The 12,692-nt window shown below is 54.5% G+C and carries 12 protein-coding genes; 3 read left to right on the forward strand and 9 right to left on the reverse strand.

Features of this window, described 5'->3' with window-relative positions; genetic code table 11:
- The first annotated feature begins 23 nt into the window (after nucleotides 1-23).
- The 3 genes from LKH74_RS02220 to LKH74_RS02230 are packed head-to-tail and all read left to right on the forward strand — an operon-like array spanning nucleotide 24 to nucleotide 2,529.
- Entirely contained in the window at nucleotides 24-989 is a 966-nt protein-coding gene (locus LKH74_RS02220; RefSeq protein WP_287707783.1) for an ABC transporter ATP-binding protein, read from the forward strand.
- Nucleotides 986-1,762, forward strand: a complete 777-nt coding sequence (locus tag LKH74_RS02225) for an ABC-2 family transporter protein (RefSeq protein ID WP_287707782.1) — start codon at nucleotides 986-988, stop codon at nucleotides 1,760-1,762. Before LKH74_RS02220 ends, LKH74_RS02225 begins: the two co-directional genes overlap by 4 nt.
- Nucleotides 1,762-2,529, forward strand: a complete 768-nt coding sequence (locus tag LKH74_RS02230; RefSeq protein ID WP_287707781.1) for an ABC transporter permease — start codon at nucleotides 1,762-1,764, stop codon at nucleotides 2,527-2,529. Before LKH74_RS02225 ends, LKH74_RS02230 begins: the two co-directional genes overlap by 1 nt.
- 494 nt (nucleotides 2,530-3,023) lie before the next feature.
- On the opposite strand, the gene LKH74_RS02235 is transcribed toward LKH74_RS02230, so the two are convergent.
- The 9 genes from LKH74_RS02235 to LKH74_RS02275 form a co-directional block, all read right to left on the reverse strand.
- Nucleotides 3,024-3,368 carry a DUF1831 domain-containing protein gene (locus LKH74_RS02235; RefSeq protein WP_125577038.1) on the reverse strand — a complete coding sequence of 115 codons (345 nt, stop codon included), beginning with the start codon at nucleotides 3,366-3,368 and terminating at the stop codon, nucleotides 3,024-3,026.
- Between the two features lies 1 nt (nucleotide 3,369).
- Complete coding sequence (locus LKH74_RS02240; RefSeq protein WP_404819926.1) at nucleotides 3,370-4,494, reverse strand: cysteine desulfurase family protein; 1,125 nt, start codon at nucleotides 4,492-4,494, stop codon at nucleotides 3,370-3,372.
- Between the two features lie 99 nt (nucleotides 4,495-4,593).
- On the reverse strand, nucleotides 4,594-5,286 hold the full coding sequence (locus LKH74_RS02245) for a 5'-methylthioadenosine/adenosylhomocysteine nucleosidase (RefSeq protein ID WP_287707780.1): 693 nt from the start codon (nucleotides 5,284-5,286) through the stop codon (nucleotides 4,594-4,596).
- Nucleotides 5,287-5,864: 578 nt separating this feature from the next.
- Entirely contained in the window at nucleotides 5,865-6,164 is a 300-nt protein-coding gene (locus LKH74_RS02250) for a hypothetical protein (RefSeq protein WP_135368456.1), read from the reverse strand.
- A 9-nt stretch (nucleotides 6,165-6,173) separates the two neighbouring features.
- Nucleotides 6,174-6,716 (reverse strand): NUDIX hydrolase, encoded by a 543-nt coding sequence (locus LKH74_RS02255; protein WP_135368457.1) that lies wholly within the window; start codon nucleotides 6,714-6,716, stop codon nucleotides 6,174-6,176.
- Nucleotides 6,716-6,943: a cold-shock protein gene (locus tag LKH74_RS02260; protein ID WP_135368458.1), complete on the reverse strand. Its 228-nt coding sequence runs from the start codon at nucleotides 6,941-6,943 to the stop codon at nucleotides 6,716-6,718. The genes LKH74_RS02255 and LKH74_RS02260 overlap by 1 nt, the downstream gene beginning before the upstream one ends.
- A 715-nt stretch (nucleotides 6,944-7,658) precedes the next feature.
- Nucleotides 7,659-10,472: an isoleucine--tRNA ligase gene (gene ileS, locus LKH74_RS02265; protein ID WP_287707779.1), complete on the reverse strand. Its 2,814-nt coding sequence runs from the start codon at nucleotides 10,470-10,472 to the stop codon at nucleotides 7,659-7,661.
- Nucleotides 10,473-11,176: 704 nt separating this feature from the next.
- Nucleotides 11,177-11,887 (reverse strand): DivIVA domain-containing protein, encoded by a 711-nt coding sequence (locus tag LKH74_RS02270; protein ID WP_287707778.1) that lies wholly within the window; start codon nucleotides 11,885-11,887, stop codon nucleotides 11,177-11,179.
- Between the two features lie 19 nt (nucleotides 11,888-11,906).
- On the reverse strand, nucleotides 11,907-12,686 hold the full coding sequence (locus LKH74_RS02275; protein WP_287707777.1) for a YlmH family RNA-binding protein: 780 nt from the start codon (nucleotides 12,684-12,686) through the stop codon (nucleotides 11,907-11,909).
- Nucleotides 12,687-12,692: the final 6 nt, after the last annotated feature.

A 12,692-nucleotide genomic window follows, 5' to 3' on the forward strand; every position in this document is an offset into this window, starting at 1 on the left:
GTAATTAATTAGAGGCGATTCCCGTGACAGAACCCATCATTACCATCGATCACGTCAGTTTTGATTACGTGACCTATACCAAACAAAGCGGCCTTAGTGGCAGCTGGCACGATTTATTTCACCGGCAAAAACAGCGCGTGCCCGCCGTTCAAAACGTATCCTTACAGGTAGCGCCGGGCGAAATTCTCGGCCTCCTGGGCGCCAACGGAGCGGGTAAGACGACGCTGATCAAATTGATGACCGGCATCTTGCCCGTCCGTGCCGGGTCGCTACAGTTGTTAGACGACCAGCACCCCTTTCAAAAACGCCCGGCCTTTTTGCGCCGCATCGGCGTGATGCTCAGCCAAAAGAGTCAGCTGGCGTGGGACCTGCCGCCGTTGGACACACTGGTGCTCTTGCGTGAGATCTACCAGGTACCCCATGACCGGTTCACCGACTGGCTGGCTTTTCTCACCGACCAACTGGCCGTGACCGCTCAGCTGAAGGTCCCCGTGCGCAAGTTGTCCTTGGGGCAGCGCATCAAATTTGAACTGATCTGTGCGCTGATCCACACCCCCGAGATCTTATTTCTCGACGAGCCGACCATTGGCATCGACGTCAGTAGCCAAGCCAACATCTACCGCTTCTTGCAACAGCTCAACCGAGACACCCAGATGACCATCATCTTGACCAGCCACAATACCAAGGACATTGAGGCGCTGGCACAACGGGTCGCCGTCATCAACCACGGCCGCAAGATCTTCGAGGGCACGCCCAATGGGTTGATTGCTCAATACGCATCGGCCGCCACCTTGGAAGTCGTGACCGACGTACCGCTGACCACGCTCCCCGCGCACGTGACGCAAGTGGCTGACAGTCATTACCTGGTCGATGCAGCTGCCCTGACGACGCTACCCATCGACCCGCAGCACATCCTCAGCGTCCACCGGCGTAACGGTAACCTGGACGACATTTTGACCCAACTCTTTTCCCAGGAGGTGGCGCCATGAGTTATTGGCAAACGTTTCAAAATGCCTTGACCACCACGTTAACCTACCGCGGCAACCTGGTGTTACGGCTGCTCACCGTGGGCGTGGAAATCGCCGTGGCCAGCTTCATGTGGTTGGCCGTCTACCGCTTCAGTGGCCAGGACAACGTCGCCGGCATCGGGTCCTCCCAAATGGTCGTCTACCTGGCGGTGGTCAACGTCTTGGCCCTGATCTTCTCGGCTAGTCCCATTTTCACCCTGAGCGCCTTGATTCGTAATGGCAACTTGTCCGTCATGTTACTGCGGCCAATCAACTACTTTCGGCAAAGCTTCTGGACCTACGTCGGCCAGGCCACTCCGTACCTAATCATCTACGGCCTGGCCATCGCTTTCATTAGTCCCGTCTTTCACCGCAGCTGGGGCTACGGACTTGCCAGTCTGGGCCTGATCATCCTCACCTACGTCATGTTTTTTTCTTTGATCTCTGGCGTCAGTCTGATCAGCTTCTGGCTGGTCCAGGTCTGGCCTTTGCGACCGGTCCTCAACGCCCTGTTCTTACTGCTCGGCGGCCAAGCCTTTCCGCTACAAATCTTGCCGAGCGCTTGGCGGTGGGTGGCGCTCAACCCCTTTGCCTTAGCGGGTAACCAGCTGACCTTACTCTTGCTGGGCAAGCTTTCGGTTCACCAGCTATCCATCGATTTGGCGATGGCCGCGGGGTGGTTAGTCCTGGCGGTAGTCGTCATTAAAGTGTTGTGGCGTCACGGCATTCGTACCTATGAGGGGGTCGGCAGTTAATGGTTAAAATCTATCGTATCCTAGTCAGCCAAAGCCTGGCGGAAACCCTGTCCTATCGGTTCACGGCCGTGTTGACTGCCATCTTTGGTATCTTATTTTACGTCATCGAACTCGTCACCGGGGGCGTGTACTTCTCGTTTACCCCCACCATTTACGGCTGGAATTTTCTGGATTACCTGAATCTGATTACGACCGCCAACCTGATCAGCTACCTGTACCAATTTCTCTTCGTCGCCGGGCACGAAGACCTGGTCGACCAAATCCTAGATGGCAACCTGGACTATTCGCTATTGCGGCCCGTAAATGCCTATTGGTTCCACGCCAGCTACCGGGTTGACTTCCCCTCGCTGGTGACCCTGGTCCTGACGGCGGTCATTGAAGTGGGAATTCTCCTGAAACTCCAGCCGACCCCACTGAACCTGCTGGGGTATCTGGCAGCCGTCATCGTGGGCGTGGCCTTCGTCTTTGCCCTCAATCAAATCGTCGTGACCGCCGCCTTTTGGATCGACGGCATGACGGCGCTAGACGGGTTGCCCGAATACCTCATGTCCGCGTCGGCCCGACCAGCGAAAATCTACCCGCGGCTGTTACAACAATTCTTCTTGTGGGTCATCCCCTCACTGGCCATCACCAACGTGCCGGCACAGTTCGGCCACAACCGGCCGAGCTGGCTACTCGCATGGTCGGCGCTGGTGACCGGTGTCCTACTGGTTTTTTCCTATTGGGAATGGCGCCGGGGCCTACTGCGCTACGTCTCCGCTAACTGAGCCTTCTGGCGATACCCGGGGCTATATGGCCGCCTACCGTTGCGCGAAAATGGGCTGGAACACGGTGGGCGGACCGGTCGAGCCAAAGAACGGTCTCGCCCTCGCTTTGAGCCGGAAACCACGTCTCAAAGACGCCAGTTCCCTAAGTGGCACAACCCGCCGCTAAGGGAACTCCCACGGCTGAGCCCATTTTCGCTCCACTCTCGGCTAAGTGAGCGCATCTCACCAACGCCGACAGCTATTAGCCGGATCAGTTGTTACTGGTTGGCAGCCGTCGCCATGCTTGCCCAAATCTAATCATCGGCCACTCTTACAGACGAAGAATGGCGACGACGTATCTGAGCAGGCAGCCCGATTTGTGGAATGCCTGGCATCAGTCAGCACTGGTCTCTACAATCTTCAAGCCGGGGGAAGTTGTCATCAGCCCATATTATCAGAAAGCAAAAAATTGCCTGTCAGCGGTTAATCCCTGACAAGCAATTTTTTAGTTGGCGCTAATCTTTTTTCTTTAAAATTTCGCGGTCAATCAAGTTTTGTAAGATAAAGTGGTATTGTTCCACGTTACCCTCGGCATGAGAACCCTTGAAGATGTTGACGCGGGCGTTGCCTGAGGCGTTAGTGGTAGACATCTTGAAGCCGCTGAGGTCTTTGGCCACGACCACCTTGAGCATTTGGTTCTTGTTGTACGGTGACGTCGGGTCGACCGAGCGTTCCAGCGTGTAGTTGCCGGCGTTTGAGACTTGAAAACCGACATCCTTCAACGCGTACGGCTTGATGTTGGGGTGTAACACGTAGGTATCCGTATCCCCCGTAACCTTCATTTCTTTTTCAAACAACATGTTACTTCACCTCTGTCTTTGAAAGTCGCTGAACGATGGCACTCACGTTCTTCACGAAAGCGTCGATGTCAGCGCTAGTCGTTTGGCTCCCAAAGGATAACCGAATCGACTCGGCAATCCGGGGACTGTCTTCGCCAAACATGGCGGTCAACACGTGTGACGGTTCGATGGAGCCCGCCGTGCAGGCCGACCCGCCGGACACGGCAATGCCCGCCAGATCCAGGTTCGTTTGCATCACATAGGTTGAAATGCCCTTGATCCAAATGTTCAAGACGTGTTCCAAGTTGTCACCGGTCAATGAGCCATTGATTTCAAAATCAACGCCGTTATCCTTGAGGCCTTGAACGACTTGTTCCTTAAAGCCGTGGAAGCGCGCTCGTTTTTCGGCCTTGACTTCCGGTGTCAACAGCTTAGCGGCGACCGCCATACCGGCAATGGCTGGTACGTTTTCAGTCCCGGCCCGCCGCTTTTCTTCTTGGTCGCCCCCCTTGATCAAGCTAGGGAAGTTGACCCCTTCGCGCTTGTACAAAAAGCCGATCATCTTGGGACCGTTGATCTTGTGTGCGGACGTCGACAACATGTCGATGTGGTCGCGTTGCACGTCGATGTCCAAGGACCCGTAGGCCTGCACGGCATCGGTGTGGAACCAAGCCTGGTGGTCCTTTAAAATCTCACCAATTTCATGGATCGGCATCCGACTGCCGACCTCGTTGTTGCCCATCATGATGGTCACGAGAATCGTGTCGTCACGCAAGGCGGCCTTGAAATCATCCAGGCTGATGCGCCCGTGCTCGTCAACGGGCAGGTAGGTCACGTCAAAGCCTTGTTCCTCTAAGGCATGGAGTGGCCGCAAGACCGCCTCATGCTCGATGGCCGTGGTGATGATATGCTTGCCCAAATTTTGGCGAGCCATCGCCGTTTGGGTGATCGCCGTATTGTCACTTTCGCTCCCACCACTGGTGAAGATGATCTCCTCATCGTGCGCCGCGTTGATGCTCTTAGCAATCACCTGGCGGCTGTTTTCCATGACCGTGTGCGCCTGACGACCTAAGCCGTACAGCGTTGAGGCGTTACCGTAGACGTTGGCCATCTTATCGACCATCTCATTTAAAACCTCCGGGGCCATCGGTGTGGTGGCCGCGTTGTCCAGGTAGATTTCCCGGACGGCATTACTGTTATCAATGTGAATCTCTTGCACCCTAAAAACCTCCTGAATGGACCTGTGCTAGTTCTGTGCTGCTAGCAAGGCCAGTAACATTTGTGCAGAGCGGTGCCCCGCGTCAATAATAAAATCATCAAAGTTTACGCCGGAATCGTTGTCGGCGTTATCGGACATGGCCCGGACCACAACGTACGGCACGTCAAATTGGTGTGCTACTTGACCCACGGCGGCCCCTTCCATTTCACCGGACAAGGCATCTGGGAAATGCCCCATGATGTCCTTGATGGTCTCGGAACTGTTTAAGAATTGGTCCCCAGACACGATCAGGCCCAACTTGGTCTTCAAGCCCGTGTTGGCCGCAGCCGCCACGATCTTTTCGCCCCATTCTTTGGACGCTTCAAACCGCGCCGGTTGTTGCGGCAATTGGCCGTATTCATAGCCAAAGGCCCGCGCATCGGCATCATGGTAGGCCGTTTCGGTGGAAACCACCACGTCGCCAATGTTCAAGTCTGGTGCCAAGGCCCCAGCGGAACCGGAGTTGATGACGAGGTCCACGTCAAATTGGGTAATCAGTAAGGCCGTGGTCAAACCGGCTTCGACTTTACCAATACCGGACCGGACTAAGACCACGTTTTGATTGTGAATGGTCCCTTGATAAAATTCCAACCCGTGAATGCTGGTCGTTTGGGCGTTATCGAGTGCTTCGTGCAGTTCCTTGATTTCTTCTTCCATGGCGCAGAGAATGCCAAATGTCATGTCTTGTGTCCACTCCTATTCGTTTTGTCTTTTCATTTTTTATACTGTTCTAGTATTCCGCCTGCCGTTACGCGAACCGATAGCGCAGGCCTCGCCAATTGCCTGCGGCTACCAGGGGTTCCACCTGCTATGGGGAACGCCTCCAGCCTGAGGGGGCGGTCTTCCGGCTCGCTTTGAAGGCTGGCAAAACCCGCCAGTCTCCAAAGTCGTCCCACGCTGTAAGCCGGCAAAAGACGCCAGCTAACACCGTCGACACAGCTGGCTCCACCCCTGACCTCCGCCGGCACGATGGGATGCTGACAGTCAAATCGGGACAGTCATGGCTGCCGGCGTGGCTCACCGATTGTTGGTCTAACATTATCGGTGAGTACTACTGTAGCCGAGAGTGGAGCGAAAATGGGCTCAGCCGTGGGAGTTTCTTAGTGGCACGATTCATGCCGCTTAGCAAACTGGCGTCTTTGAGACGTGGTTCCCGGCTCAAAGCGAGGGCGAGACCGCTCTTTGGCTCGACCCCGCGTTCCAGCCCATTTTCGCGCAACGGTAGGCGGCAGCTAATATCGCTAATATCATCCTAATCTTTAGTCTAAAAAGAACAGGATCAAATACACAGCCACGATCAGGAGAACCAACCAGAAGATGGCCCAGTTGAGGCGCCGCTTGAGCCGATTTTGTTTACTGTCGGCCGGACTGATGCGCTGTTCGCTGCCGTTGTCCTCTTCGTCTGGTTGGTCCCCACCGTGGTTGCGGGCGTATTCCTTTTCGACCTGGACCCGCTTGCGGTCGCGTTCTTGGAACTCCCTTTCGGCGCGTTCCTGTTCCCGGCGGTAATCCGCGCGGGTCTTGGGTTGTTGACTGTCTTGCTCGTCATCTGGACGCATTGCTGTCACCTACTTCTGTAATAGCCAGTAATAGATGGCCGTAATCGTCTTGGCGTCGTTGATTTCGCCGCTGTCGATCATAGCCTTGGCCTGGTCTTTGGTGACCGTTAAAAGCTCCAGGTTTTCACCTTGGTCACGCGGTAATTCCGTCGTGACCGGCTTTAAATCGGTTGCCAAAAAGAGCGTCATGTATTCATCAGAAAACCCAACGCTGGAATAAAAACCGGTAATTCGTTTTAAATTGCCCGGTTGATACCGAATCTCTTCGTTGAGCTCACGCATCACGGCGTGTTCCACGTTGTCCGCATCCCGACTGTCCAATTTACCAGCGGGAATCTCCAGCGTGGTGGCCGCGATAGGCGCCCGCCATTGCCGTTCCAAAATCATTTTATTGTCAGCGGTCAGGGCTAAAATGCCCACGGCCCCGGCATGCCGCACGATTTCTCGCGTCGCGGTGTCACCGTTGGGCAGCCGCACCTGTTGGCGTTCCAGCTTTACGATGACACCATCATACAATTCTTCCGTTGATTCAACGTGTTCTTCCAAATCCATCATTCCGCCTCCTCGCTACTTCCCGTCACTACGGGGGTAACTTTTGCCGCTTGGAGACCACGCATGCCTTGAACAATCACAAATTGCACGGTTTGGCCCGCTTCAAGCTTCTTGAACCCTTCACCGACAATGGCCGTGTAGTACACGAACACGTCGCCGTCTGCGGGCGTGGTGATGAACCCAAAACCGCGTTGTTCACTGTAACTCTTTACTTTTCCGGTTAACATGCTTGATTCCTCCCATACATAGTCCAAATTATACTCGCTTGACCAGTCGACCGCAAACAATGGTCCTCCACTTCGCATTTCCTTTTAAAATAGTTATCCTCATCCTGCCTGACGTTGCGCGAAAATGCTGCACTCATCTCGCTAGACGCCTACGGTTGCCACACTAGTTTAGCTGGCCGCCTTGCCGTTCGCTAGAGATGAGTTGGAACGCTGAGGGCGGACGGGGCGAGCCAAAGGACGGTCTCGCCACCTCGCTTTGAGCCGAAAAGCCCGTCTCAAAGACGCCAGTTCCCTAAGCGCCGAAACCCGCGCCGCTAAGGGCACTCCCACAGCTGAACTCATCTCTAGCGAACTATCGGCTACTGTAGTGGTGGTCAACAACACTGACACCGCAGACAAATCCGCAACCGTGTCAATTGAGCAACGCACAACCATGCCGGAGGTCGCCAGGGGTGGCGCCAGCTGTGTCGACGGTGTTGGCTGAGGTTTTTTCTCAGCCTACACCGTGGGGCGACTTGAAAGACTCGCGGTTTTGGCGAGGCTTGCAAGCGAGCCGGAAGACCGCCTCTCAGGCTGGAGGCGTCCCCCATAGCAGGCAGAACCCCTGGCAGCCGCAGGCAACGGGTTTACACCATTGGCAAGGCGGACAGACCCCGCAATGGTGCCAACAAAAATGCCGGCCACCAAGGACTGGTAGTCGGCATTTCGCTAGTGCTTATTTTTCTTCGAAACCTTCAGTTGCCGTTTCTGGGTAGTTGGCCCGAACGATAGCGGCGCAGCGGGCACAGAAGTGTGGGTAGTCCGAATCACTACCAACGTCTTCCTTGACCAACCGGCAGCGTTCGCAGACCTCACCAGCCGCTGGCGTTACCTTCACAGCCACGTGGTCGAAAGTCAACGCGTCGGCTGGGGCATCCGCCAACTTGGCGATGTCTAAGCCAGAAACCAGGAGAATTTGTTGGACGTTGATGTCTAACTTGTCCAACAAGGCTTGGGTCTCATCATCGACGTACAGATCAAGATGGGCTTCGGCGGCCTTCCCAATCAATTTCGCATCCCGAGCTTCTTCCAACGCCTTCAAGACGTGGCTCCGCAGGTTCATGAAATGATCCCAGGCAGACTTGTGTTCGTCATCTTCGATTTCATTAGCGTCATCCATGTCCAGTACGGCTGGCATTTCAGCCAATTGGACGAAGTCTTCGGGTTCTTTCAAGAAGCCCCAGATTTCTTCGGCCGTATGCGGCAGGATTGGCGTGATCAGCTTGGTTAAGCTAACCGCAATTTGGTAGAAGACCGTTTGCATTGAGCGCCGGGCTGGACTGTTCTCGGCCTCGATGTACAAGACATCCTTGGCAAAGTCCAGGTAAAAGGCAGACAAGTCGCTGACGACAAAATTGATCAATTCCTTGTAGATGTTCAGAAAGTCAAAGTTATTGTAGTGGTCTTCCACGCTCTTGGTAAAGGCGTTCAACTTGTACAGCATGTGGCGGTCCACTGCTGCCAATTGGTCAAAGGCCACTGCGTCTTTTTCCGGATCAAAGTCGCTGGTGTTGGCCAACAGGTAACGCATCGTGTTCCGCAACTTCTTGTAGCTGTCGGAGATCTTCACGAAGGATTCCGTTGAGACCCGCACATCGGCGGAAGTATCCACGGAAGTGACCCAGAGGCGCACGATGTCGGCCCCCATCTTCTTGATGATGTCATCCGGCGCAATCGTGTTTCCGATAGACTTGGACATCTTGTGACCGTCCTTGTCCAACGTAAACCCTTGCGAAACGACCTGCTTGTAAGGCGCCTTGCCGGTCGCGGCCACACTCGTGATCAGACTCGAGTTGAACCAGCCCCGGTATTGGTCGGAACCTTCCAGGTAAAGGTCAGCCGGGAAATCTAGGTAGTCGCGTTCGGCCAGGACACCCTGGTGAGACGAACCGGAGTCAAACCAAACATCCATGATATCAGTTTCCTTGGTGAATTCGCCATTTGGTGAGTGTTCGCTGGTAAAGCCTTCTGGTAAGAGGTCCTTGGCGTCACGTTTGAACCAAATGTTGGACCCGTACTTGCCAAACAAGTCAGCCACGTGGTTGACCGTTTCTGGCGTGATAATGGCCTCGCCGTCTTCACCGTAGAAGATTGGGAGCGGCACACCCCAGACCCGTTGCCGGGAAATGACCCAGTCGCCCCGGTCCTTGATCATGTTGGCCAACCGCCGTTTGCCCCAATCTGGTTGGAACTTCACGTCTTTTAAGCTGGCCAAGATCTCATCACGAATCTTGTCGACGGATGCGAACCACTGTGGCGTTGCCCGGAAAATAACCGGCTTCTTGGTCCGCCAGTCGAATGGGTAACTGTGCTCGTATGGCATGTACTTCAGTAAGGCGTTAGCGGCCTTTAACTTGTCCAAAGCAATTTGGTTGGCATCTTCGTAGAACACACCATCAAAATCTTCGCCGGCTTCGGCGGTCATGTACCCTTGATCGTTAACGGGGACTAAGACGGGCAGGTTGTAGAGCTTACCGACGTTGAAGTCATCTTCCCCTAAGCCTGGGGCGGTGTGCACCAGCCCGGTCCCGGAATCGGTGGTCACGAAATCACCTAACATGACGACCAACTTACGGTCGGCGATGAATGGGTGTTGGGCAATGATGTTTTCCATCTCTTGGCCCATCACGGTCTTCAAGACCTTCACGTCTTGCCAGCCAAAGCGTTCGGCATTTTCGGCAACCAGGTCACTGGCCAAGACGAATTTCCGGTCTTCGCCAGCGGGTTGGACGACGGCGTATTCGATCCCGGCGTCGATGGTGATCCCTTCAGACCCTGGAATCGTCCAAGGCGTCGTGGTCCAGACGACCAGGTACGTCTCGTCATCCAAGACGCCCTTGCCATCAATGACCTTTTCCCCGTAAAACGCGGATGGTGAAGTCACATCGTGGTATTCCACTTCGGCTTCCGCCATGGCGGATTCGGAAGACCATGACCAGTAAACGGGCCGCTTGCCCTTGTAGATCAGCCCACGCTTGGCAAATTCACCAAAGACCCGCACTTCAGCGGCTTCAAATTCTGGCTTCAGGGTCAAGTAAGGTCGATTCCAGTCGGCAGCAACGCCCAAGCGTTTGAACCCGTCACGCTGTAAGTTTACTTGCTTCAACGCGTAGTCACGGCACAGGTCACGGAATTCGGCCGTAGACATCTTCTTGCGGTCGTAGCCGGCCTTAGTCAATTGTTGTTCGATTGGCAACCCGTGGGTATCCCAACCAGGAACGTAAGGTGCCCGGTAGCCGCTCATGGATTTGAAACGCACGATGATATCCTTTGAGATCTTGTTCATCGCGTGGCCCATGTGGATTGGACCGTTGGCGTATGGCGGCCCATCGTGCAGAATAAAGGTCGGTTTCCCTTCATTTAATTTTTGCCGGGCTTCGTAGATCTTGTTTTCAGCCCAGATCTTTTGCCGGTCAACTTCTTTGACAGGTAAATTTCCGCGCATTTTAAACTTGGTCTTACCCAGGTTAAGCGTGTCTTTCACTCGCATACCGTGTTTCCTCCTTAAATTTTTGTTCCTCGGTTGGTGAACCGGTGAGCTCAAGCCATCCGGCCTCAGCTCACCGGTCAACCGACCGTCTTTGTTCGTGGTGCTGTCTGCCGCCTGGCACCATTGGCCAAACCATTGCCTGCGGCTGCCAGGGGTTCCGCCTGCTCTGGGGAACGCCTCCAGCCTGAGGGACGGTCTTCCGGCTCGCTTGCAAGCCTGGCACGAATCGCCAGTCTCCCAAGTCGTCCCACGCTGTAGGCTGAGACAAAACCTCAGCCAACACCGTCGACACAGCTGGCTCCACCCCTGGCCGCCTCCGGCACACTAGTGGATTCAGGCGGCTCGACGCTAGCGACAACAGACACGACAACGCCCCAGGCGCCCCGTTATTGGTTACAACTGAGGGCGGCGTCAAATCCGGGTTCAGCCACCGAAAAGCGTGCGGCAACTTCTGATGCCAAAAGAAAAAACGGCCTCGTCGCAAGGGACGAAGTCGTTTTCGTGGTACCACCCAAATTTAGTGCGCCCCGGAAGTGTCCGGGACTCACCCTCAAACGACGTAACGTGCCGTTCACGCTGGGGCTTACTGTTGGTTCAGCCGCAGGGCTTGCAAAAGTGATACCTTCCCAAAAAGCGTGGGTGTTAGCCTTCCACCGTCGCTAACTCGCTAGTACCTGCTTTTCAGGAGACGCCTTTTTCAGTGCCTATTGTTTGTCTTTATCAAATTGTGGTTGATCATTGTCCGGGAAAATCACAACGGTTTCCCCATTGTCATCCCCACTATCGGTAACGGGGGCTTCCGCGACCGGTGCTTGATCCTGCGCCGGTTGGGATGCTTCTGAGTTTACGCCCTGTGCCCCTTCGTTGTCAAGCCGGTCGCCGACGACCTTCTTGATTTCTTCGTAGCTGGACATGGAGCCTTCCTTCAGCAAGCTGTCCCAATCGTTGGACTTGACCACTTCCAATTGGCTTTCCAACATGACTTGTAAGCGCTGGCGGAAGACCCGCGTGCTCTTCTTCAAATCGTCGGTCTCCACGGCCAATTTCTTGGCACGCTTGGATGCCTCATTCATGATCTGGTTACCCTTGTTCGTGGCTTCAGAAACGATGTCAGAACTTTGCTTCTGGGCTTCGCGAATGATAATTTCCGATTCCTTTTGGGAGTTGGCCTTGACCTTATCGGCGGCCTCTTGCGCAACTAAGATGGATTGGTTCAAGGAATCCTTCAAGTCGTTGAAGTACTTGAGCTTTTCGTTGGCCGCATCCAGTTGTTCCTCTAATTCTTTGTTGTGGTTCAACGTGATTTGGTAATCTTTGATGACTTGATCCAAGAAATCATTGACCTCGTCAACGTTGTAACCGCGCATCTTGGTGCCGAACTCTTTATTGTGAATATCTAATGGACTTAAAACCATTACACTGTTCCCTCCACATCTATTTCTGCAGTACCGCTAGGGTGACCCGAATTTTTTCTTTTTTGGTGCGGCCGCCCACTTCATCCAGCCGAATCCGACCGAAGCCACGGACCGAAACGATGTCCGCGACGTCTAATTCAAAATCTGGTTTCAGGGTTTCCGCCCAGTTCAGGCGAACCTTGCCGCCTTCGATCAGTTCCTTGGCACGATGCCGGGACAAATGAAACCCGGTCCCAACGATGTTGTCCAACCGCAGTGACGACAAGGTCGCCCCTTCAGTCTCCCACTCATTCATCGGCACGAGTAAATCATCCCACGTGTCGGGCTGCAAGCGTGCCTTGACCCGGCCGATGTGGTCCACTTGTCCCACTAAGTAATCGGCCATACTGGTTTCCGTGATGACCTGCCAATTCAGGCCGTCAGTAAGGATGTCGCCCAAGATCTCGCGCTCGATCCCCGAACCCAGCAAGGTTCCCAGAATCTGACTGTGATGCAACGTGGCAAACTTTACCGGATAATCAACCTTCAAGACCGTTAATTCAAAGTCTTTGGCGGTCGGTTCATAGTAATCCGGATAAAAGAGCGCCCGCTGCATTTCCGCGTGCTCGTGACCACCACTGAAGCGCACGTGCTGATCAGCTCGCCGCGCCAGCGTTGTCGCAATGTACACTTGCCGGGGGTTCAAGAAATGCGTGAGAACGGGACGATATTCGTCTTGAACTTGTTGGATCCAACCGCCGATAGCGTCGATCAGGGGCGCTTCGTCCGGTCGAAAATGCTGTAAGACATTCTCATCCAATTCCTT

This window comes from Levilactobacillus sp. (assembly GCF_022646225.1).
Taxonomy (GTDB): Bacteria; Bacillota; Bacilli; order Lactobacillales; family Lactobacillaceae; genus Levilactobacillus; species Levilactobacillus suantsaiihabitans.